General features: G+C 32.9%; 24 protein-coding genes and 7 pseudogenes. 14 read left to right on the plus strand and 17 right to left on the minus strand.

Annotation, left to right across the window (positions count from 1 at the left end):
- The first annotated feature begins 14 nt into the window (after positions 1 to 14).
- From ARSQ2_RS02400 to coaD, 3 genes are read left to right on the plus strand one after another with little or no spacing between them, the layout of a single operon-like run.
- On the plus strand, positions 15 to 446 hold the full coding sequence (locus ARSQ2_RS02400) for a transposase (protein ID WP_181994253.1): 432 nt from the start codon (positions 15 to 17) through the stop codon (positions 444 to 446).
- Positions 386 to 571: a hypothetical protein gene (locus tag ARSQ2_RS02405; protein WP_181994238.1), complete on the plus strand. Its 186-nt coding sequence runs from the start codon at positions 386 to 388 to the stop codon at positions 569 to 571. Before ARSQ2_RS02400 ends, ARSQ2_RS02405 begins: the two co-directional genes overlap by 61 nt.
- Positions 552 to 1,019 (plus strand): pantetheine-phosphate adenylyltransferase, encoded by a 468-nt coding sequence (coaD, locus tag ARSQ2_RS02410; RefSeq protein ID WP_181994254.1) that lies wholly within the window; start codon positions 552 to 554, stop codon positions 1,017 to 1,019. The genes ARSQ2_RS02405 and coaD overlap by 20 nt, the downstream gene beginning before the upstream one ends.
- Before the next feature lie 19 nt (positions 1,020 to 1,038).
- Here the strand turns inward: coaD and mutM are convergent.
- Positions 1,039 to 1,694: pseudogene (mutM, locus tag ARSQ2_RS02415) on the minus strand (bifunctional DNA-formamidopyrimidine glycosylase/DNA-(apurinic or apyrimidinic site) lyase); the annotation flags it as partial.
- A 70-nt stretch (positions 1,695 to 1,764) separates the two neighbouring features.
- On the opposite strand from mutM, the gene ARSQ2_RS02420 reads away from it, so the two are divergent.
- The 3 genes from ARSQ2_RS02420 (at position 1,765) to ARSQ2_RS02430 (ending at position 3,083) form a co-directional block, all read left to right on the plus strand.
- Positions 1,765 to 1,902: a hypothetical protein gene (locus ARSQ2_RS02420; RefSeq protein ID WP_181994239.1), complete on the plus strand. Its 138-nt coding sequence runs from the start codon at positions 1,765 to 1,767 to the stop codon at positions 1,900 to 1,902.
- A gap of 195 nt (positions 1,903 to 2,097) precedes the next feature.
- Positions 2,098 to 2,325, plus strand: coding sequence for a hypothetical protein (locus tag ARSQ2_RS02425; RefSeq protein ID WP_181994240.1), 228 nt, complete (start codon positions 2,098 to 2,100; stop codon positions 2,323 to 2,325).
- Between the two features lie 131 nt (positions 2,326 to 2,456).
- Entirely contained in the window at positions 2,457 to 3,083 is a 627-nt protein-coding gene (locus tag ARSQ2_RS02430) for an O-antigen ligase family protein (protein WP_255487194.1), read from the plus strand.
- Between the two features lie 36 nt (positions 3,084 to 3,119).
- On the opposite strand, the gene ARSQ2_RS12275 is transcribed toward ARSQ2_RS02430, so the two are convergent.
- The 11 genes and pseudogenes from ARSQ2_RS12275 to radC all read right to left on the minus strand — a co-directional run bounded on the left by ARSQ2_RS12275 (position 3,120) and on the right by radC (position 11,000).
- Positions 3,120 to 3,557: a glycosyltransferase family 8 C-terminal domain-containing protein gene (locus ARSQ2_RS12275; RefSeq protein ID WP_238334259.1), complete on the minus strand. Its 438-nt coding sequence runs from the start codon at positions 3,555 to 3,557 to the stop codon at positions 3,120 to 3,122.
- Positions 3,532 to 4,091 (minus strand): annotated as a pseudogene (locus ARSQ2_RS13500) (glycosyltransferase family 8 protein). Before ARSQ2_RS13500 ends, ARSQ2_RS12275 begins: the two are co-directional and overlap by 26 nt.
- Positions 4,092 to 4,191: 100 nt before the next feature.
- Positions 4,192 to 4,473, minus strand: coding sequence for a glycosyltransferase family 8 C-terminal domain-containing protein (locus tag ARSQ2_RS13510; protein WP_338078232.1), 282 nt, complete (start codon positions 4,471 to 4,473; stop codon positions 4,192 to 4,194).
- A 1-nt stretch (position 4,474) separates the two neighbouring features.
- Positions 4,475 to 4,789: a glycosyltransferase gene (locus ARSQ2_RS12285; RefSeq protein ID WP_338078233.1), complete on the minus strand. Its 315-nt coding sequence runs from the start codon at positions 4,787 to 4,789 to the stop codon at positions 4,475 to 4,477.
- Between the two features lie 162 nt (positions 4,790 to 4,951).
- On the minus strand, positions 4,952 to 5,161 hold the full coding sequence (locus tag ARSQ2_RS14525) for a glycosyltransferase (RefSeq protein ID WP_420837721.1): 210 nt from the start codon (positions 5,159 to 5,161) through the stop codon (positions 4,952 to 4,954).
- Positions 5,162 to 5,207: 46 nt separating this feature from the next.
- Positions 5,208 to 6,005: a lipopolysaccharide core heptose(I) kinase RfaP gene (gene rfaP, locus ARSQ2_RS02445; protein ID WP_181994241.1), complete on the minus strand. Its 798-nt coding sequence runs from the start codon at positions 6,003 to 6,005 to the stop codon at positions 5,208 to 5,210.
- The gene (locus ARSQ2_RS02450; RefSeq protein ID WP_181994242.1) at positions 5,998 to 7,125 is read right to left on the minus strand and encodes a glycosyltransferase family 4 protein; all 1,128 of its coding nucleotides are present in this window, start codon (positions 7,123 to 7,125) and stop codon (positions 5,998 to 6,000) included. Before ARSQ2_RS02450 ends, rfaP begins: the two co-directional genes overlap by 8 nt.
- 4 nt (positions 7,126 to 7,129) lie before the next feature.
- Positions 7,130 to 8,200 carry a lipopolysaccharide core heptosyltransferase RfaQ gene (gene rfaQ, locus ARSQ2_RS02455; protein WP_181994243.1) on the minus strand — a complete coding sequence of 357 codons (1,071 nt, stop codon included), beginning with the start codon at positions 8,198 to 8,200 and terminating at the stop codon, positions 7,130 to 7,132.
- Between the two features lie 1,462 nt (positions 8,201 to 9,662).
- Positions 9,663 to 9,830, minus strand: a complete 168-nt coding sequence (gene rpmG / locus ARSQ2_RS02460) for a 50S ribosomal protein L33 (protein WP_181994244.1) — start codon at positions 9,828 to 9,830, stop codon at positions 9,663 to 9,665.
- Between the two features lie 11 nt (positions 9,831 to 9,841).
- A complete protein-coding gene (gene rpmB / locus ARSQ2_RS02465) occupies positions 9,842 to 10,078 on the minus strand; it encodes a 50S ribosomal protein L28 (protein WP_181994245.1) in 237 nt (78 codons plus the stop codon).
- Positions 10,079 to 10,316: 238 nt separating this feature from the next.
- A pseudogene (radC, locus tag ARSQ2_RS02470) lies at positions 10,317 to 11,000 on the minus strand (RadC family protein).
- A 193-nt stretch (positions 11,001 to 11,193) separates the two neighbouring features.
- On the opposite strand from radC, the gene coaBC reads away from it, so the two are divergent.
- From coaBC to slmA, 3 genes and pseudogenes are all read left to right on the plus strand, one after another.
- Positions 11,194 to 12,408: a bifunctional phosphopantothenoylcysteine decarboxylase/phosphopantothenate--cysteine ligase CoaBC gene (gene coaBC / locus ARSQ2_RS02475; protein WP_181994256.1), complete on the plus strand. Its 1,215-nt coding sequence runs from the start codon at positions 11,194 to 11,196 to the stop codon at positions 12,406 to 12,408.
- Positions 12,386 to 12,844 carry a dUTP diphosphatase gene (gene dut / locus ARSQ2_RS02480; RefSeq protein WP_181994246.1) on the plus strand — a complete coding sequence of 153 codons (459 nt, stop codon included), beginning with the start codon at positions 12,386 to 12,388 and terminating at the stop codon, positions 12,842 to 12,844. The genes coaBC and dut overlap by 23 nt, the downstream gene beginning before the upstream one ends.
- Before the next feature lie 114 nt (positions 12,845 to 12,958).
- Positions 12,959 to 13,565: pseudogene (gene slmA, locus ARSQ2_RS02485) on the plus strand (nucleoid occlusion factor SlmA).
- A gap of 86 nt (positions 13,566 to 13,651) precedes the next feature.
- Here slmA and pyrE read toward each other — a convergent pair.
- Both pyrE and rph read right to left on the minus strand, forming a co-directional pair.
- Positions 13,652 to 14,302 (minus strand): orotate phosphoribosyltransferase, encoded by a 651-nt coding sequence (gene pyrE / locus ARSQ2_RS02490; RefSeq protein ID WP_181994247.1) that lies wholly within the window; start codon positions 14,300 to 14,302, stop codon positions 13,652 to 13,654.
- 73 nt (positions 14,303 to 14,375) lie between these two features.
- Positions 14,376 to 15,092: a ribonuclease PH gene (rph, locus tag ARSQ2_RS02495; RefSeq protein ID WP_181994248.1), complete on the minus strand. Its 717-nt coding sequence runs from the start codon at positions 15,090 to 15,092 to the stop codon at positions 14,376 to 14,378.
- Positions 15,093 to 15,210: 118 nt separating this feature from the next.
- Between rph and ARSQ2_RS02500 the strand changes: the two genes are divergently transcribed.
- Positions 15,211 to 16,074, plus strand: a complete 864-nt coding sequence (locus ARSQ2_RS02500; protein ID WP_181994249.1) for a YicC/YloC family endoribonuclease — start codon at positions 15,211 to 15,213, stop codon at positions 16,072 to 16,074.
- A 196-nt stretch (positions 16,075 to 16,270) separates the two neighbouring features.
- Here the strand turns inward: ARSQ2_RS02500 and ARSQ2_RS02505 are convergent, their stop codons facing one another.
- The gene (locus ARSQ2_RS02505; protein ID WP_181994222.1) at positions 16,271 to 16,402 is read right to left on the minus strand and encodes an IS630 transposase-related protein; all 132 of its coding nucleotides are present in this window, start codon (positions 16,400 to 16,402) and stop codon (positions 16,271 to 16,273) included.
- Positions 16,403 to 16,450: 48 nt separating this feature from the next.
- Here ARSQ2_RS02505 and ARSQ2_RS02510 point away from each other — a divergent pair, with 48 nt between their 5' ends.
- The 4 genes and pseudogenes from ARSQ2_RS02510 to ARSQ2_RS02525 all read left to right on the plus strand — a co-directional run bounded on the left by ARSQ2_RS02510 (position 16,451) and on the right by ARSQ2_RS02525 (position 19,276).
- A complete protein-coding gene (locus ARSQ2_RS02510) occupies positions 16,451 to 16,759 on the plus strand; it encodes a transposase (RefSeq protein ID WP_181994250.1) in 309 nt (102 codons plus the stop codon).
- 318 nt (positions 16,760 to 17,077) lie between these two features.
- The gene (locus tag ARSQ2_RS02515; protein ID WP_181994251.1) at positions 17,078 to 17,299 is read left to right on the plus strand and encodes a type II toxin-antitoxin system Phd/YefM family antitoxin; all 222 of its coding nucleotides are present in this window, start codon (positions 17,078 to 17,080) and stop codon (positions 17,297 to 17,299) included.
- Positions 17,296 to 17,650 (plus strand): annotated as a pseudogene (locus tag ARSQ2_RS02520) (type II toxin-antitoxin system death-on-curing family toxin). Before ARSQ2_RS02515 ends, ARSQ2_RS02520 begins: the two are co-directional and overlap by 4 nt.
- Before the next feature lie 885 nt (positions 17,651 to 18,535).
- Positions 18,536 to 19,276: a helix-turn-helix transcriptional regulator gene (locus tag ARSQ2_RS02525; RefSeq protein ID WP_181994252.1), complete on the plus strand. Its 741-nt coding sequence runs from the start codon at positions 18,536 to 18,538 to the stop codon at positions 19,274 to 19,276.
- Here the strand turns inward: ARSQ2_RS02525 and ARSQ2_RS02530 are convergent.
- Both ARSQ2_RS02530 and ARSQ2_RS14530 read right to left on the minus strand, forming a co-directional pair.
- Positions 19,253 to 19,629, minus strand: a pseudogene (locus ARSQ2_RS02530) (acyl-homoserine-lactone synthase). The gene ARSQ2_RS02525 and the pseudogene ARSQ2_RS02530 sit on opposite strands and share 24 nt — an antisense overlap.
- Positions 19,601 to 19,831 (minus strand): annotated as a pseudogene (locus tag ARSQ2_RS14530) (acyl-homoserine-lactone synthase); the annotation flags it as partial. The pseudogenes ARSQ2_RS02530 and ARSQ2_RS14530, both read right to left, overlap by 29 nt.
- Positions 19,832 to 20,050: the final 219 nt, after the last annotated feature.

Raw genomic sequence — 20,050 nt, forward strand, 5'->3', positions numbered from 1 at the left:
AGCGTATTGTTTTTATTGATGAAAGTGCTTTTTCAGACGATACCCCGCGGACTCACGGCTATTCCCCGACAGGTCAACGGTGTGTTGGTCTCAAGAACTGGGGAGCTAAAGGAAGAACAAATGTTATCGGCGCTTTATTGGGCACAACGCTGTTTGCTATCGGATTATTTGATATCAATATTAACAGCGATCTTTTCTATGCAGGGGTCACCCAAGTCGTTATCCCAGAACTTCTTAAAAAGAGTGTAATCATGATGGATAATGCAACTTTTCACAAGAAACAGACTATTCAATACGTCATCATCGATGCGAGGCATATGGTGGAATATTTGCCTACCTATTCGCCAGATCTTAATCCAATTGAACATAAATGGGCACAAGCTAAATGCAAAAAAAGAGCGCTTGGATGCGACACAGATATTTTGTTCGCACTCAATATGGTGTAATCAAAATTAAGTCGCTTAGCTATAATTGTTCAATATGCTTAAACAATACGATAATATGTGTTCAGTTGTTCGTTATTAGTGAAAATAACTTTATGAAAAAAAGCAATTTACCCTGGTACTTTTGATCCTATAACTTACGGCCACTCGGATATTATAGAGCGCGCTGCTTTAATATTTGAACAGCTAATATTGGCTATTGCTGATAGTTCGTGTAAAAATCCGATGTTTACCCTGGATGAACGTATTTTGTTTGCTAAAGAACAGACAAAACATTTAACTAACGTTGAAGTAATCGGGTTTTGTGGGCTCACGGTAAATTTTGCGCAAAAACACCAGGCTAATATTTTAATTAGAGGTGTGCGAACCGTATCAGATTTTGAATATGAATGTCAGCTGGCTAATATGAATAGTCATCTAATGGCTGATTTAGAAACCATCTTTTTATTACCTTCTCCGAAGTTGTCGTTTGTTTCTTCTTCTTTGATTAAAGATGTTGCCCGCCATGGCGGTGATATTTCATCTTTTATACCAGAACCAATAGCTAAAGCAATCTTGCAAAAAATTGAACAATAAAAATAAGTTATACTTAAGTTTATTTTTGGAAACTATGACAGAAAAAAGTACTATCTTCCCCTAGTTTTATTGATTCAATCAGTTGACCACAATGGGTACAAGCTTGATCTTTTTTACCATAAACAAACAGTTGTTGAGCAAAATAACCCGGTTTGCCATCTGACTGTAAAAAATCTTTCAATGTTGTTCCACCCTGTTCTATTGAACGTTGAAGAACTTGTTTAATTTGAATAACTAAATTGCTGATCTCTTTTTTTGTCAATAAATGTGCAGCTCTGATTAGGAGAATTTTGGCAGCAAATAGTGCCTTATTAGCATAAATATTTCCTACACCGACGACGACTTTATTATCCATTAACCAAGGTTTGATGGCGGTTTTTTTACTTTTTGTTCGTTGATAAAGATAATCGGCGTTAAAATCGATAAAAAGCGGTTCCGGCCCTAGATGGGAAAGTACAGAGCAATTAGACACAGGTCATTAGTCCATAACCAGGCACCAAAACGTCTGGGATCTTTATAACGCAATATTTTGCCATCGGCTAGAATCAAGTCGATATGATCGTGTTTTTCGGCTAATTGTTGCTTGGTTAAGATGCGTATACTATAGCTAAGCGACTTAATTTTGATTACACCATATTGAGTGCGAACAAAATATCTGTGTCGCATCCGAGCGCTCTTTTTTGCATTTATAGCTGGGCGACTTTAAAATGATTACAAGTAATTACTCTATATCAGTAAATTTATATTGGAGAAAAACATATATTCTGTAATTAAAATTAAGACGCTTAGCTATATCTTGTGTTGGTTAGTCTATAGAATAGAATGCGTTAATATGTTATCTGGAGTGCAAATGAAGAAGATTATCTCTATAATTAATAAATGATTTAATTACCAATCTTATTGGAATTTAGGGAGAGTATTTTTTATTGCTATTTATTTTTCTTGATGATGTTACACGTTATAAACATGCCTTATCTGGATTAATTTATTTTACTGCAATTTTCTCTTTAATTAAAGATAGAAAATGTGTTTTCAGTATATTTAAGAATAACTTATTTTTATCTCTATTATTTTTATTTTGGCAATGTTTTATTCATTAATTATTTCTAAAGATGTGAACATTTCATTAAAATCTATTAATAAAAGTGTTGTCGAAAAATTATTTATTACCGCAATGGCTATTGCGATAGTACTTTATCGAGAAAAGAAAGAGCACATAACTAAGCTATTAATTTTCTCTTTAATTTTTTCTATTTTACCATTAGCCATTAAGGAAATTTTGCAATATATTGGTGAATATCATTAAGGTATCATGCCGTTATCAGCATTTGAACATCGATATATTTCTGATTGGTTAATGTTTATTGCACCCGCTTTATTTTCTTTTTGATTATATAAAGGTGTAAAAATAAGATCTTATTTTTCTCACTTTCGGTTATTTTTGTCGCAATAAAAATCGGCACATTACAGCGAGGTACATGGTTATCTATTGCAGTAATATTTATTATTTGGTTTTTAGTAAAAAAAGAAATCAAATTGCCGATTATTTCTGTTATTGCTTGCAGTATCTTATTTTCAGGTTTAGCGAAAGTTAATCAAGGTCAGTTTGATAGATTATTTTTTAAATTAGAGCAAACTAATAGTAGTCATCGATATGGTAATGGTACTCAGGATTCAGCATTAGATTTGATTAAAGAGAATCCAATAACCGGTTATGGCTATGGCGAGCACTTATTTTATAAAATTTATAATGAAAGGGTAATTGATTATCCTGACTGGGTTTTTAAAAAATCGCTTTGGCCTCATAATACAGTTTTGTCAATTTGGTTTTCCGCTGGAATATTTGGACTAATTGCTATCCTGTATCTTTTTGTTTCAATTTTTATCCATTTATTTAATGGATATCCTAATAATACGGCAAAAGATGGTTTTTTGATCCTGATGTTGATATTTATCGGTGATATGATTGTTAGAGGTTTGTTTGAAACATTTGCAGTTTCAAATATGGCTATCATAATAGGAATAGCATTAACACTGAATAGCGATCAAAAATTGATTAATTAGCTAAGTGAAAGTACCTATCTGTAAAGTGCTTTAAAATTATTTTTTTAGTAATTTATATTTAATTAAACATAACAAACCATGCAAATATTTATGTTGTAAAAATAGATGCTTATATTTTTCTTTTAGTTCCGTTCTCTTTTCTGAGATTTTTAATAGCTGATCATTCCACGGCGAGTGAATATATGAGTTGAAAAAAAATTGACTGGCCGGATAATTAATACCCAAAGTATGCCAGGGTTTTTTGACGCCAGTATAGTAAATAAGAATAGTGCTATCAGTTATGGTATTTTTGTATTTGGATAAATCATGGTAAGTTAATTCATTTTTCAACGTATATATACAGTTATAATCACGAGATAAATAGATGTTTTGCGTCTGAAATAATATATTTAGTGCATCTTGATAAAGGTATTTTAATTTATCAAAAATTTGTTTTTCCGCGTACCAGTTATAATAATTTTTTGGATAAATCATTTTCAACCCATTTCTTTAAATTTACATAGATTACGCCGGCATTAAAATATTTGCCATTTAAATCGGTTAACTTTAGTCGAGTTGCACTTGATTGCTGCATGTTGTCGACATCGAGTACCACGGCGGCAAAACAATTCGCTAAGTTTAGCTGAAATAGTTCTTTTAGGCTGACTTTTCAAATAACATCAGCATCTAGATATAAAATAGAGTTTATGTTCGTACTTAAATATTCAAAAGCGATTAATCTAAAATAGGTTGCATAAGACCAGAAATCTGAGGTTGATAGTTTTTTTAATTCTTCAGCATCTAACAGATAGATAATTATATTAGAATTATACTTTGTTATCATTTTTGGAAACGTTGTATATATTCGTCATCAATATAATCAGTAAACAGGTGAAAATTGAAATTTGTATCAATATTATTTATTAATACGGAATTTATTGATATCGCTGCACCAAGTAGGAAATTTTTATCAACGCCATAAGCAATGTTAAAATTTTTATTCTTTTCAAGAAAATTTTTTCCCCGCAATATTAAAACTTTGTTTTATAAAATGCTTCATGATAAACATAAGCCCCTTAACTCTTTTAAAGAGAATTTTAAATTTTGCTAAATAATAGTGAGTATAATTCTATAAACCTTCGTGGTACTTTCTTTGTTTGAATTTATGTTTAGCGCAATACCTTAAAAGATGTACGCTTTCTGCTTTTAATAGCGGTTTATTTTGCCAAGGGGAAGCATTTTTTGCTTTTATGAATGGTTGGGGAAAAGGCGATATTGCCCACTCATGCCATGGCTTGGTCGGGCCAATATAGTGAATAAAAATCGTATCAATAGCAAATGCAGCATCTTTAACGCTTTTCAGACCATAATTTATACTATATTCAGTATTATATTTTTTTAGATAGATTATTTTATTTGCTAGCTAGCATGCTTAAAACATTTTTGTCTAAAAAAGAGAATTTATTTTTTAACGCATTATTTTTAAGTAACCTCATTGCCTGCGTTGAAATATCCTCTTCTGCCCAGCGATTAAGATTAATGGATAAAAATCCAGCATTAAAATATCCTTGCGAGATATTTTCTACTTCTAATTCCGATGCTCTTTTTTGCCACCATTTTTCATCTTTTTCTGTTACAACTGCAGCAATTTCATTATTATTGAAGTGAATGTTTTGTAATCTATCTAAATCATTATTACATATGATATCTGCATCTAAGTATAAAATTTTATCTAATTTATTTTAAAAATAGTCAGCAATGATGAATCTAAAGCAGGTGGCATAGGACCAGTTTTTAGTACTAGGTAATGATTTTAAGCTCTAATCGTCAACTAAATAAATATTTATTTCAATTTTATATTGTTGCGCAAGGGTATCGAACAAGGTTTCTTACTCATGATCAAAATAATCGGTAAATATATGGAAACAATTATTATTATTAATATTATGTAGTGCAATTGATGTTATCGAAATTCCGCAACCATATAAAAAATTTTTGTCTGCCCCATAGGCAATATGGAATTTAGGGTGGCAATCAGCATGCAAATTTGGCGTTAAGCAGAGTTTTTGTGTAATAACTTTATGCTTTTCAAAATACATGTACTATACATATTTCCTAAAATTTTTTATAAAAAAACGGTTAGAGTTATAATCCTCTCCTAACGGTTCTTTCTTTTATTCTTTCTGCTTTAATATTAGCGCTTGATATCAATTTTTTTTCCTTGTTGAGAATATTTTTAAAATTATCAGAAAAATAAATCTGCATAAAACGAAAAATATCTCGTTGGGTTAAACCAATATTCAGTGATGAAAAATATAATCCAATCAAATCCTTATCCTTCCAACTTTTTGGTACATGCTGACGTATTTGGGCACGATGCAAATCAATGATTGAAATCTTTAATTTTTTGTCATCGCCGTCAAAGGGCAAATGTAATAAAAAATGGCAAATATAGCAATCGCGATGATTGACACCACATGCATGCATTTTACGTACTATTTCAGCCATTCGACAAATTAATATTTTTTTAGTACTAAATTGGGGAGCTGAATTTTTCCAATTTGCGCAGTACTTTTCTAAGTTAATGGTTGGAATCAGCGCTTCGGTAATAATAAATGACTTACGGCGTAAAGGATTAATTCCTTTTTGACCGAAAGCTTTACGATGCATAGTGTCAATGCCTGCCTCAGTTAGACGATGGATTGCTTTCCATTCTCTATCCGCACCTAATACTGGTAAGCGTAAAGAAAATAGATTTTTTAATACTTCTTTTAACGTAGTACCATAATGAATTTTGAGAAAATAACTTTTTTCATTGAGCATAAAGCATAATGTTTTGCGTGTTTCTAATTGACGAAAAATTTTACCATCTAATTTTTCTATTTCTATAAAGGGATCTTTGCCTTGCCATAAGTTTTTAAAAGGTTGTTTAAGTTCAAGCATGCTGGCATCCCAAAATAATATCTGCAGCTTTTTCAGGCAAACTGTATAAATCTTGAGTATCAGCAAAGTGGCGTGCAGATTTCGCCCATTGTTTTAATAGAGATTTATTAGTTAAACTTGTTGTTAAAGCATTATTAAGATTTTTCTGTTTATAAGGCTCATCTATTACTATGCCACAATCTGCATGTTTGATATAGAACGCATAGCCACAAATATCTGTTGTAATTACTGGTAAACCCGCTGCAATGGCTTCGATTAATACTATGCCAGCAGCTTCTTGATAGGCAGGATGGATTAACATATCAGCAGCAGCCATCAATTCTCCTATATCATTACGCCCCTGAAAAAATAAAACTTGTTTATCTATCCCCAAATTTTTTGCTAGCCGTTGATAACGGGTAGGTGAGTCTTGTCCTACTACCATTAACATAGTCTTATTTTTTATTTTGTCAGGCAGGGAAGCTATTGATTTGAGTGTTCTATCTACGCCTTTACGTTTAAAATCTGAACCGACTTGTAATAAAAGAAATTGGTCTTCAGAGATAGGATTTTTTTTACGATAAATTGGTTTTGCGTCAATAATTTGTTGGTCATATTTTCTACTAAGGTCAATGCCAGGTGCTAACAGATAAAAACGTGCGTCAGGTGTTTTGTAATGTTTTTTAAAATCATTAATTTGATGTTGGGTAAGCATTAATAATTTGGTGTGACTGTCTGCATCAAAAACCGCTTTTTCATAAGCAATATAATGTTTGTATCGTTTGGTCAGTTTATAAAAAAAACCTTTTTCTTTTTCAACTTTTTCTGCATAACAAACATCTGCTGCATAATAAATATCTAATCCTGGCATCTTATTAAAACCGACAATAATATCAGCCGGATGCTGGGTTAAATGTGTTTTGACCTGATGATAAAATGCTTCATTACGCCCATTATTTGTATGTGCTTTAACTGGGATTATTATAACGTTAATATCAGCAGGAATTTCACCATCCCATACCATTATGTAAACACGTATTTGATGCCCTCCTCGTTTTTGGCAAGCAGAGAGAATCTGAATGAAATCTCTTTGTAGTCCACCAAAAGGGAAATATTTGTATAAACAAAATGCAATTTCCATCGAATTATATCTCTATCTCAGATTTTATGGTTTGTATATCCATTGGTAACATTTTTTTTGTAGCCGTGATAACATCTTTAACTGGAATTATTGATAGATACTTTTTATTGCGATCACGTTCATGTCGTTCTGGCATTTTTTCATAATTGCCAGCCCAAATTTGAATAACGTTTTTACTCCATGGTTTCCAATATTGATGATCTGTCGCACCGAACAAGCAAATAATGGGGGTTTCTAATGCTGCTGCAATATGCATTGGTGCTGAATCTACACCGATGAATAAGGCAGCATGGCTAATTAGAGCACCTAATTCTGGAAATGTTATTTTTCCTGCAAATTCGATAATGGGTGATTGACGACATTGTTGTGCAATATTAGCCACACAGCTGAGATCATTTTTACTGGGACCTGATGTTAGTATCACCTGGTATCCTCTAGATTGTAGATTATCAATTACCTGAGCAAATTTTTCATCATTCCAGCACTTAAATTTTTGTCTAGCTGTTGGTTGGATAACAACATAACTACTATGTACCCCTAGAGATATTAATCGGTGATTAATTTTTTCCCAATCGTTTTTTTGATAAGTCATTGTTGTACTGGAATACAAAGTATTAAGTTGAAGTGGTTTTAATATAGAGAGATTTTGTTGAACAACATGTTTTCCCGTTGGTTTAACCATATGTGTGAAACTTTCAGACCAATAGTTTGTATTTCTATGGTTGAATTGCTGAGAAACTTTTATCTTGGCAGGGATACATCTTACCAAAAGAGGTACAATCCATTGATCAGCTAAATTTATAATTAAATCATAATGATTTTTTCGTAATCTATTGATTATTAAAATAAAGTTAACTAATTTAGTTATTGTGTTATTTTTTTTGTTTTTAATCCCATAAAGTGCATGAATTTCTATATTTTCAGACAAGATTGGTATTGTATCTTGATAGAGAAGAATATCAATTTTAGCGGCTGGATAATTTTTTTTGAGCGTGCTAACAACAGGTGTTGTTAGCAACATATCTCCATGAAATTGCATTTTAATGATCAGAATTTTTTTAAATTGTTTATCCACTTTCTGCAGTCACTCTTGAATTGTTTTTTATAAGTTTATCTGATTTTTGACCAATGTTATCATTATAAATTCAACAAATTTAAGATAGTTAATTTATTAGAATAATCTAAATGGTTACCTATTTTGGTATTAAAAATAACTTTTATTTTAAAACATTTCAGCAGATTTGAAAAAATAATAAAAATTTGAATTTATATAAAGTAAAGGACTTTTAATATTATTAATTTTTTAACAAAAAATTACTGATTTTTAATTTATTATCTACTATTTTTTACTACATATCACGCTATCTATCTATTTTTTAAATAGAAATATCCATAAATATTTTTAGAAAGTTTGAATCGACAGTGGTCAAAGATTATATGGCTAGTATGAAAATAAGATAACTCGATTTTTTGATTTAGTTTATTATAACAAAAACTGAATAATTTTTGTTACTCTTCAAGTTTCTGTTAACAGATTGAGTAATTATGGTAATAATTTTACATGCACCGTTTATTTCACTTTAGAGATAAATTTTAGATGTTTATTTTTTATCTAAAAAATAGTAATTCTTGACTTTCTGAGTAATTTTTTTATTTAAAGAAAAATTATATCGATATGTAAGTTCAAACTTAGTGAATAAAATAATAGGGGTTTCTTATTTTTAATAATTATTTATATTTGATAATTTTTTCAAAAGGTTATTTATTATATTGAAACAGATTTTTTTAGTCTATTTTAAGATAAAATTAATAAAGCTATTTGCTATTAAAGCATTAATTAAAATTTTAGTTTTATTCAAATCGTTCTTTGCATTCCTCAGCACTTAGCCGATATTTTTAGTCGTTGCAATAGCTATAAAAACGCCTAGTAGTTACTTTTCTTTTTATCGGTATTAATCATATCATAAAATCTTTAGGTTGGCTGTTTTCTATATAATCGGTTAAATACTTATAAACAGCAGTTTGGTGGTCAATGATCTTTCACTAGAGGTGATATGGAGTTGTTATACCTTTTTATATTTTTATTTTAGTTAGAAAAAAAATGCACTGAAATATTATCTATTTTTCTACCAACATGAGTAACTGTTACTGTCGATAAATTAATAAATATTTGATATCAGATAAAGTTGAGAATTTAAACTTACTTAAATTGCGACTGACCAATTTAATTGGTTTAATTAACTCAAGGCTAAAATGTCTTAATATTTTTAGTATTGAATCTTTGGACAACTTTTCTTAGGTACCATACCACTAGCCAGTAATAATAACTTATGTCGTATTTTAAGCCATTAACGATTTATTTCTTGATGATAAATAAGAATATTAAAAGTGAGATATAAATTTTTCAAATAGGGCGTAGATCTTATTGTGAAAAGAATGGAATGAATAAAAATGTGAATAATATTATAAAGCTTTGCTTTATACACACCAAATAGTATATAAAAAACCCAGCTTACGCTGGGTTTTTTATTAAAAAGTTATTTAATTTTAGCTTCTTTATAAATCACATGCTTACGAACAACTGGATCGAATTTTTTCATTTCCAATTTGTCAGGCATAGCACGTTTGTTCTTCGTTGTAGTATAGAAGTGACCTGTACCTTCAGAAGAAACCAGTTTAATTTTATCGCGAATACTTTTAGCCATTTTTTAGCTCCTTAGTATTTCTCACCACGGGTGCGAAGCTCAGCAAGAACTGCGTCGATCCCTTGTTTATCGATTATACGCATGCCTTTTGCTGACACACGAAGCTTTACGAAACGTTTCTCAGATTCAATCCAGAAACGGTGAGAGTGCAGGTTTGGCAGAAAGCGGCGTTTAGTTGCATTCATTGCGTGTGAGCGTTTGTTACCACTCATCGGGCACTTACCAGTAACTTGACAGACTCGTGACATGTCTATTTCTCCAAAAATCTAATCAGCTCGAGCTTTATATCGGGAATGACTGCCTCGTCAGACTTGGACGCCTATCTCAGCAAATTTTCTTAATATAAAAAATAACTTAACTTCAGTAAAACTTACTGAGATAAGCTCTTCTTCTCAAACCCGAGATCCTAAAAGGTGACATATTATTATACGCTCTCTAGGGCTTTCACTCAAGCCAAGAACTAATAAAGTTGCTATTTATTATTAGTCAAAATATGGTACTAGAGTAGGCTAAGTTCGAAAAATGAAAGGCATTTTTATGAGTGACGACAAAATGGTCAAGCAATTTTATATCTATCAAACGGCAAGCATTAGCAATTTTTTCGGTGAAAATTTTATCCGCTAAACTGGGCTATGGGTTACCCGAAGGATGATTATGTGCAAGTATAATGGATACTGCATTTACTTTAACCGCATGCTTTAAAATTTCTCTTGGATGTACTTCTACGCGATTTATGGTGCCTTTAAACATTTCTTCATAGCAGATAATTTGATTTTAGTTGTTTAAGAATAATACAATAAAAATTTCTCTATCCTGTCCAAGATAAAAATCGAGTAGATATTTTTTTAAGTGCTTAGGGCTTCTCATAATAGTTTGATTAATAAGTTGTTGTGTAAAAAAATCGTTTAGCGACTTCACCAATCGCTTGTAATTGTGAATACTTACAAACTCCTAATCCTTTGTGCGCTGAAAATTGTTGATAATTAGCAGTTAATAGTTTGTGCAACGAGCCAAATTCTTTTAATAAGTTTTCAGCCAATATTAAAACCGGAAATCCAGGCAATCCTGTGTGAAGAAAAATGGCCAAAAGCTCTTGGTTACTTAATGATGATATACCCCATAAGCTAAAAGCTTTTCTCTAGGTTGAAGTGCATAATTTATTTCGTCCATATGTTTTTCCTGTCTATTTCCTTGTAGCTTTGACAGGTTACAGCATGCCAAAATATGGGCCAAAATTTTCTAGCGTAGTTGCGTAGTGTTTTGCAAAAAAGTTTTTTTATAGATAAAAATTGATGGTATTCTCACCTAAACTTCAGCTTATGGTAATATCAGTAGACTCATCATTTGAATTTGGATATATATGATGCCAAAACTTACAGGTAAACATATCGTACTTGGCATTAGTGGTGGTATTGCTGCTTATAAAATACCAGAATTAGTTGGTCGTTTGCGTGACCATGGTGCAATTGTACGTGTGGTAATGACGAATGCTGCCAAATCTTTCATTACACCGTTGACGCTACAGGCTGTTTCGGGCTATCCAGTTGCAGATGATTTATTGGATCCTGCCGCAGAGGCAGCAATGGGTCATATTGAATTAGCTAAATGGGCAGATTTAATTATTTTAGCGCCTGCAACTGCAGATTTGCTGGCTCGTTTATCTGTTGGTATGACTAATGATTTATTAACAACGGTCTGTTTAGCTTCAGAGGCAACAATAGCTGTCGTACCGGCAATGAATCAGCAAATGTATCGCGCTAATATTACTCAGCAAAATATTGCAATACTTAAAGAACGCAATGTTTTAGTTTGGGGCCCAGATGAAGGTAGTCAAGCTTGTGGTGATGTTGGCCCTGGTCGAATGTTAGAGCCGTTAGCTATTGTTGAATTAGCTAAGAATAGTTTTCAGCATAAGCTAGATATGGTAAATCTGCATTTAGCAATTACTGCGGGGCCAACACAAGAAGAAATTGATCCCGTTCGTTTTGTGACTAATCATAGTTCAGGGAAGATGGGTTTCGCGATAGCGCAAGCTGCTGCAAAACGAGGGGCTAATGTAACACTTATTACCGGTCCAGTTAATTTACCAACACCAGCAGGTGTTAAACGTATTAATGTTGTAAGCGCGTTGGAAATGTATAGTCAAGTACATAATATAATTGATAATAAAGATATTTTTATTGGATGTGCCGCAGTTGCTGATTATCGACCAAAAGAGTTTACAAAAGAAAAAATTAAAAAGCAGGCAGATGAAATTACTCTGACATTGGTAAAAAATCCTGATATTGTAGAAAGTGTTGGTAAATTGACTAAAAATCGTCCTTATGTCGTTGGATTTGCAGTAGAGACACAAAATGTGGAAGAATATGCCCGTAATAAGCGTACCCAAAAAAATCTGGATCTTATTTGTGCAAATGATGTTTCATTAGCTGATCATGGGTTTAATTCAGAAAGCAATGCCTTGAATTTATTTTGGGAAGATAAAGAGATACATTTACCACATATCCATAAATTAGAGCTTGGTCACTGTTTACTCGATGAGATACTTCAACGTTATGAAGAAAAAAATAGACATTAAAATTCTTGATCCTCGTGTAGGAAATAAATTTCCGTTTCCAACTTATGCGACAGAAGGATCTGCTGGGTTAGATTTACGAGCTTGCTTAGATCAGGCTATTCAATTAGAACCAGGTCAAACTCAGCTATTACCTACAGGATTAGCAGTGCATATTGCAGATCAACAATTAGCTGCAGTCATTCTTCCCCGTTCAGGTTTAGGACATAAACATGGTGTTGTATTAGGAAATTTAGTCGGTTTAATCGATTCTGATTATCAAGGTGAATTGAAGGTTTCAGTCTGGAATCGTGGTGATACAAGTTTTACTATTGAACCTGGTGAGCGTATAGCACAAATAGTTTTTGTACCAATTGTTCAAGTTGAATTTGATCTGGTACAAGATTTTGAAAAGACAAAACGAGGTAGCGGTGGTTTTGGTCATTCCGCTCGTCAATAATAATCTTGTTATTTATAAAATATTATAAATTTGTTAAATTTTGTGCTTTATACATAATGAAAGGCAAGGATTGCGTGGTCTGTTTTGTTATTTTATCAGGGGTCTTGTTTCGCCATGGCAGGAAAAGAGATAATAAAGAAGAAAAACAGGCGTGAGGAAATCTTGCAGGTGTTTGCGCAAATGTTGAAAACGAGTGATGGTAGTAAACGCATTACCACAGACCACAGCTAAGTTGGCAAGTCATGTTGGTGTATCTGAAGCAGCACTTTATCGGCATTTCCCTAGTAAGGGAAAAATGTTTGATAGTCTTATTGAATTTATTGAAAATTCTTTAATTTCACAGATTAATCTTATTCTTCAAGATGAAAAAGATACCATTAGGCGTATTCGGTTGATTTTAATGTTGATACTCGGTTTTGCGGAGAAAAATCCTGGATTGACACGAATAATCACGGTACATGCGTTGATGTTTGAGCAAGTTCAGTTACAAGATAGGATTAGCCAATTATTTGAACGTATCGAAGCGCAATTTAGACAGGTTTTAAAGGAAAGAAAAATACGTGATAAGCAAAGTTTTAGTTATGATGAGAGCTTATTAGCATCTCAATTATTAGTGTTTTGTGAGGGGATGCTATCACGTTTTGTACGTTCAGAATTTCGGTATTGCCCAGCTAAAGAATTTGATGCACGCTGGCCTATCATCTTGGCGCAGTTGCAATAATTAATTGTACTACTCACTCCGCCTGATATTTGGGCGGAGTTTTTTTTATGTTAGTGGGTTAATAAAATTGCTAATTTTTTTATTTGTTAAGAGGGAGTGATACCGTAATTCTCACGATAAGCTTTCATCGTAGCTATATGGGTTGACATATTCGGATTTTCACTTAAATAATTAATTAAATCATTCAAAGTGATAATAGAAAATACTTTGCATTTGAATTTTTTTTCGATTTCTTGGACGGCGGATAGATTCTTTTCACCTTTCTCCTGACGATCTAGACTTAATATAAAAGCACTAAGTTTAGCTTTATGTCGCTTAATTATTTCTGCAGATTCTTTGATTGCAGTTCCTGCTGTAATAACGTCGTCAACGATTACAACGTTTCCTTTTAATGGGCTACCGACTAATTCCCCACCTTCTCCATGTTTTTTAACTTCTTTACGATTAAAACAGTAAGGCTTATCGAAGTGATAATGCTCAGATAGTGAAACTACCATGGTTGTTACGATCGGAATACCTTTATAGGCCGGACCAAAAATAATGTCACAAGTAGGATTATGATCCATAAACGCTTGGGCATAAAAATGACCGAGTGCAGCTAAATCTTTTCCTGTATTAAAGAGGCCAGCATTGAAAAAATAGGGGCTCTTACGACCAGATTTCAACGTAAATTCACCAAATTTCAATGCTTTTTTTTTCATGGCGAGTTTAATAAATTCGCGCTGATAACCTTTCATTAAATTTTCCTCTTTAATTTATTCTGACTTTAATTAATTGCTATAAAAAGACCGTTAAACAGATGATTAAAATTTATTGTTCTAATGCTTCCTTTTGGGCGGTAAAAATAATTTGTAAACCATTTTTTGCTAAAGAAAGCAGTGATAGCAGCTCTTCATGACTAAATGGCTCACCTTCGGCAGTACCTTGAATTTCGATCATTTTACCATTATCTATCATGACAACATTCATATCTGTTTCTGCGGCAGAGTCTTCAATATATTCTAGATCACAAATAGGTTTGCCATCCACTATGCCGACAGAAACCGCAGCAACCATCGATTTAAGTGGGCTTTTTTTTAATTTTCCTTCTGCGACCATTTTATTTAATGCGTCAGCTAAAGCGACACAGGCACCAGAAATTGCAGCGGTACGAGTCCCTCCATCAGCCTGAATAACATCACAATCTAGTGTAATGGTATATTCACCTAATTGCTTTAAATCAACGGCGGCACGCAGAGAACGGCCAATAAGGCGTTGTATCTCCATGGTGCGACCTGTTTGTTTGCCTTTTGCTGCTTCGCGTATATTACGAGAATTTGTTGCCCGTGGTAGCATACCGTATTCCGCTGTTATCCAACCTTGTGATTGGCCTTTTAAAAAGCGGGGAACGCCTTCTTCGATTGTGGCGTTACATAATACTTTGGTATCACCAAACTCAATCAGAACAGAGCCTTCGGCATGTTTAGTATATTGGCGGGTGATTTTTATAGGGCGCAGCTGATTAGCTTCTCTATTCTCTGGACGCATGGTGTTATCTCCGTAGTTAAACAATGCTGGTGGCGCATTATACGTTCTTCGACATTGAATGCCTATCCTATGGTTTCACTCAAGGTTATAATTTAATTTTTATTTATAGGAACGAAATATGATCCATAGTATGACCGCTTTCGCACGACGAGACATAAAAAGTGAATGGGGAAATGCGGCTTGGGAGCTGCGTTCCGTTAACCAACGTTATCTTGAAACTTATATTCGCTTGCCGGAACAATTTAGAAGTCTGGAACCTGTTATTCGTGAGCGTCTACGTGCCAGATTAACCCGAGGGAAAGTAGAGTGTAGTTTACGTTTTGAACTTAGTTCACACCAACAGAGTGAATTAGTGCTGAATGAAGAGTTAGCTAACCAATTGATTAGAACTGCTAACTGGGTAAAACAGAGTAGTGGTGAAGGAGAAATTAATCCGTTAGAAATTCTTCGCTGGCCTGGTGTTATGTCGGCTCAAGAACAGAATTTGGATGTTATTTGTAAGCATTTGCTTAAACAATTAGAACTTGCTTTAGATGATTTTATTTTCAATCGGGAAAGCGAAGGCAAGATGCTAAAAATAATGATTGAGCAACGGCTAGATGCTGTTTGTCAGAAAATTCAAGCGGTTCGTCGTCAAATGCCTGAAATTTTAAAATGGCAGCGTGAGCGCTTACAAATAAAATTAGAGGAGGCAGAAATTCAGATAGATAATAATCGATTAGAACAAGAGCTTATCATATTAGCGCAACGTATTGATGTTGCAGAAGAGCTTGATAGGCTGGATGCTCATGTCAAAGAAACACGTAATATTCTTAAAAAACAAGAAGCTGTCGGCCGTCGGTTAGATTTTATGATGCAGGAGTTTAATCGTGAATCTAATACCTTGGCCTCAAAGTCTATTAATAGCCAAGTGACTAATTCTGCTGTTGAATTAAAAGTATTAATAGAACAAATGCGTGAGCAGATTCAAAACATCGAGTAGATTCTCAAGTAAATTCACTAGATATCATAACTTGCAACTAATACCAATAAGCAAGTGCAAATACTGGCTTTTTAATTCAAGAAGTTTCATATGATATAGCTAAGCGTCTTAATTTTGATTACAAAATATGTGTTTTTCTCCAATATAAATTTACTGATATAGAGTAATTACTTGTAATCATTTTAAAGTCGCTCAGCTATATTTGATTAATCCAACGCGATACAGATGCAGAGCCAATCCGAAATTGCTTCGCTGTTTCTCGGATACTCAACCCTTCTTCTTCCATCGTAAATATCACTTTACGTCTAAAATCAATTGAATAGCTCATATAAATAATGTCATCAAAATTAAGTCGCTTAGCTATATCGGCGCTTTATTGGGCAAAACGCTGTTTGCTATTGGATTATTTGATATCAATATTAACAGCGATGTTTTCTATGCATCGGTCACCCAAGTCCTTATCCCAGTACTTCCTAAAAACAGTGTAATCATGATGGATAATGCAACTTTTCACAAGAAACAGAGTATTCAACAAGTCATCATCGATGCGGCGCATATGGTGGAATATTTGCCTACCTATTCGCCAGATCTTAATCTAATTGAACATAAATGGGCACAAGCTAAATGCAAAAAAAGAGCGCTCGGATGCGACACAGATATTTTGTTCGCACTCAATATGGTGTAATCAAAATTAAGTCGCTTAGCTATAGTTGGTTTTAAGTACACTAATTTAAGGACACCCTCAATAAAATATGCGAAAATTTAACGACATATAAAAAAGAACATGAATATGAATTGGAAAACTCTTTGTAAGATGCTGAGACGGTAGTGAGCTATATTTTATTTTCCAAGCTAATAAAAAATAAACAAGTATTATATACGTCAATTTCAATGTTTAATGGCCCCATCACTCATTTCTTTTCATATAGTTGCACAATACAGATGTTCGACGTACAATTTAAATGTACACTTTAGGAGACATATCATGTTTAGGAGACATATCATGCGTACATACACTTCCACTCAAGCCCGCGTTAATATGTCAGAAGTGCTGGATGCTGCCACTCATAGTGAACCCGTTGAAATCACCCGTAGGGATGGAAGTTCAGCAGTAGTTATCAGCAAGGCTGAATTCGAGGCATACCAGAACGCTAAGCTGGATGCGGAGTTTGATGTGATTATACAGCGCCATGGGCATACTGTAGAGGCATTGAAAAAGCGATGATATGGGTCAGCGCACAGGAAGTTATTGCTTTTCATGACCGGTATATTGCAATGGCTTCGCGGCGTTTCTGGTATGCCGGATCCTAGCAGAACGGAAGCTCTTATTTACGAGGTGCAAAATCGTGCACATTATGACGGTGTTACGGATATTTTTGAGTTGTTTGCCACTTACTGGGTTGCTATCACCAGAGATCACATTTTTAATGATGGCAATGAGTGTACCGCGTTTTTTGTGACCATGACTTTCCTCTACCGCAACGGTATCAATATCCGAGATAACGACAATACTTTGGAAAATTTAACGGTAGAAGCTGCTACCAGAGAAAAAACTGTTGATCAGTTAGCACAGTAGTTACGTGAGTTAGTAAATCGTATCGAGCCAATTGGTTGAATAGTCATTGTTTTTCATGTAATTAATCAAAAATTAATTTAGTAAAAATATAATCAAATAATATTAGTAGTAAGCCACTATTCAGTACTCAAAATCATACTAGTTTATTAAGTTAAGGTATTTTTTTAAATTGTTAGCGTGGCTAAATAACGCACTTGTATTGTTATAATGTTGTTTTTTTAAAAAAGATATTGTTAATTAGTGACAGAATATTGAAAAATTCAATCATGATAAGCATCTATGGAAAAATGTTGCTTATTTAGTACATTTATTTTCATAAAGAATATAAGCCATTCATAATGTTTTTATATCGTAAAATGCTTAGATAATTTTAATATGTAGGATGTTCGATATATAACTAAATGAAATTTATAGAGCAATTGAGATATAGATTAAACTGATTTTTAGAATGAAATATGGCTAATTAGCCGATATATTGATTTAATTATAAATAAATTTGTAAGCAAAAGTTTACTTCTTTGTTAAGGTTAATATATTGATATATAAGTGAATATTGATATATAAGTGAAAATTAAAGTATTGCGAAGAAAAATGAGGTATTAATGGCAAATTATGATGAAAAAAATCTATAAAGCCAGCAGAGACGTCTTGGTTCTGCTGACTATATATAGCTTTATAATATTGAGAAATAAATTTCCCTGGTGTTGGCCAACTTAGCAGCCTGACCTTACATGAGGTCAGGTTTTTTTATTGTTTTTATATAAATCTAATACTAACTTTACCCTTTTTTATGCTTCGATTGTAGTTAGACTTAAGTCTAGTTTTGTACTATACTTTTTTGTCTTAACACGGAAGTTTATTATTTTACTTTTGAGGTGATATTAGATGTCAGAGTTATTTTATGGTAATGATGAAATAGATAACTCAGTAAAAAATTATTTAGATAGAAAATTTGTTGTTTTTGGAGATTTCAAATATGCATATATGATTCTTAATAAGAGAGACCCAATGCGCATGTTAATCATCTCAAATTATCCGACGGAATGGATTGATATATATAAACAAAGGCAATATCAACAAATAGATCCAGTTGTCTTAGCTGCTTTTAGTCGAATTACCCCTTTTTCTTGGAATGAAAGATTTTCTGTTAAGGATTTAAATGGTTTGAGAAAGATTTTTAATATCTTAAAAAATTATAGTATTACGAATGGTTATACTTTTGTGCTTCATAATTGTAATAACTATCTTGCTATCCTATCGATTTTGATGAATGAAGATGGAGCTATGGATATAATAGAAGAAAAGCTAGAAAAGAGCAAGGGTGACTTGCAAATGCTTTTGCTTACTATTCATGAAAAAATCACCTCCCTATATCGAGAGATGATTCAACAAACCTACTCTATGCCAGCAGATGGGAAAGATTTTTTTTCACCGCGTGAAAATGAAATTTTATACTGGGCTAGTATGGGAAAAACATACCAGGAAATTGCAACCATACTAGGTATAAAGTTGGGTACAGTAAAATTTCATATCGGCAATGTTATGAAAAAATTAGGTGTCTTAAATGCTAAGCATGCAATAAGACTTGGTGTCGAATTACAACTAATTAAATCTGTCTCCAAATGATGGATATACTAATGCTAATGGGGGGCATTGCTTCAATTTATTATTAATAAGGCTGTCATAATGGTTTCTTATTTTTAGAATGAGTTGGTTTTGGCTTCCAGAGTCTGTAGGTAAAAGCATCAAATATACTTTTTCGTGTTTTTCGGATATCCCTTTTTCGATAATTGAGATATCCCAACCAGAACGCTCTAAAATCTTCAACATAGCACGACTAACTATGGTGAGAATACCATATACTGGTATTTTTTTGAGTAATTAAGGATTGCTAAAAATAGTATAGAACAGACGGGATCTTTATTATCATTTCCCTGGCTTATTCCGTTTTTAGCCAAAAAAAAAGGGGCTTGATTCAATATAGTTTCCTTTAGGGAGATTGAGATGCTTGAAAAAAGGGGAAAATGTGCCTGTGATCATATTAGGAAATTGCATTTCAATAAATCTAACACTACAGATGATGGTGTTACTTCTTACGCCAAATAAACTTCTTACGCCAAATAAATAGTTAGCTTTGTCATTATCATATTCATCAAACTCCATGCCATTAATACAATTAACTGCCCAGTTAAGGCGATCTTTAAATGTTTCTTTTCTTAGCGTAAATAATTCTTTTGATTTTTTTCAGTCAAAAGGTTGTAGTTCACATCGAATATTTCTAACATTTTTTCTCCATTATTTCATTTACTCGCAGATCCCATATTTAAAATTACTAAAATATTTCTATCTAGCGATATTATTTTTCGATTTCCACTGTGGGTAATAATGCCTGTTATAGCT

The organism is Arsenophonus endosymbiont of Bemisia tabaci Q2 (assembly GCF_902713415.1).
Lineage (GTDB): Bacteria > Pseudomonadota > Gammaproteobacteria > Enterobacterales > Enterobacteriaceae > Arsenophonus.

Coding starts and splice junctions, on each gene's coding strand:
- ARSQ2_RS02505 (WP_181994222.1), bottom strand. CDS start 16,402: ATGAGCTATTCAATTGATTTTAGACGTAAAGTGATATTTACGATGGAA.
- ARSQ2_RS02500 (WP_181994249.1), top strand. CDS start 15,211: ATGATCCATAGTATGACCGCTTTCGCACGACGAGACATAAAAAGTGAA.
- rph (WP_181994248.1), bottom strand. CDS start 15,092: ATGCGTCCAGAGAATAGAGAAGCTAATCAGCTGCGCCCTATAAAAATC.
- ARSQ2_RS02450 (WP_181994242.1), bottom strand. CDS start 7,125: ATGGAAATTGCATTTTGTTTATACAAATATTTCCCTTTTGGTGGACTA.
- ARSQ2_RS12275 (WP_238334259.1), bottom strand. CDS start 3,557: ATGATTTATCCAAAAAATTATTATAACTGGTACGCGGAAAAACAAATT.
- coaBC (WP_181994256.1), top strand. CDS start 11,194: ATGCCAAAACTTACAGGTAAACATATCGTACTTGGCATTAGTGGTGGT.
- rfaP (WP_181994241.1), bottom strand. CDS start 6,005: ATGCTTGAACTTAAACAACCTTTTAAAAACTTATGGCAAGGCAAAGAT.
- ARSQ2_RS14525 (WP_420837721.1), bottom strand. CDS start 5,161: ATGTATTTTGAAAAGCATAAAGTTATTACACAAAAACTCTGCTTAACG.
- pyrE (WP_181994247.1), bottom strand. CDS start 14,302: ATGAAAGGTTATCAGCGCGAATTTATTAAACTCGCCATGAAAAAAAAA.
- dut (WP_181994246.1), top strand. CDS start 12,386: ATGAAGAAAAAAATAGACATTAAAATTCTTGATCCTCGTGTAGGAAAT.
- ARSQ2_RS02525 (WP_181994252.1), top strand. CDS start 18,536: ATGTCAGAGTTATTTTATGGTAATGATGAAATAGATAACTCAGTAAAA.
- rpmG (WP_181994244.1), bottom strand. CDS start 9,830: ATGGCTAAAAGTATTCGCGATAAAATTAAACTGGTTTCTTCTGAAGGT.
- ARSQ2_RS02515 (WP_181994251.1), top strand. CDS start 17,078: ATGCGTACATACACTTCCACTCAAGCCCGCGTTAATATGTCAGAAGTG.
- ARSQ2_RS02405 (WP_181994238.1), top strand. CDS start 386: ATGCAAAAAAAGAGCGCTTGGATGCGACACAGATATTTTGTTCGCACT.
- rpmB (WP_181994245.1), bottom strand. CDS start 10,078: ATGTCACGAGTCTGTCAAGTTACTGGTAAGTGCCCGATGAGTGGTAAC.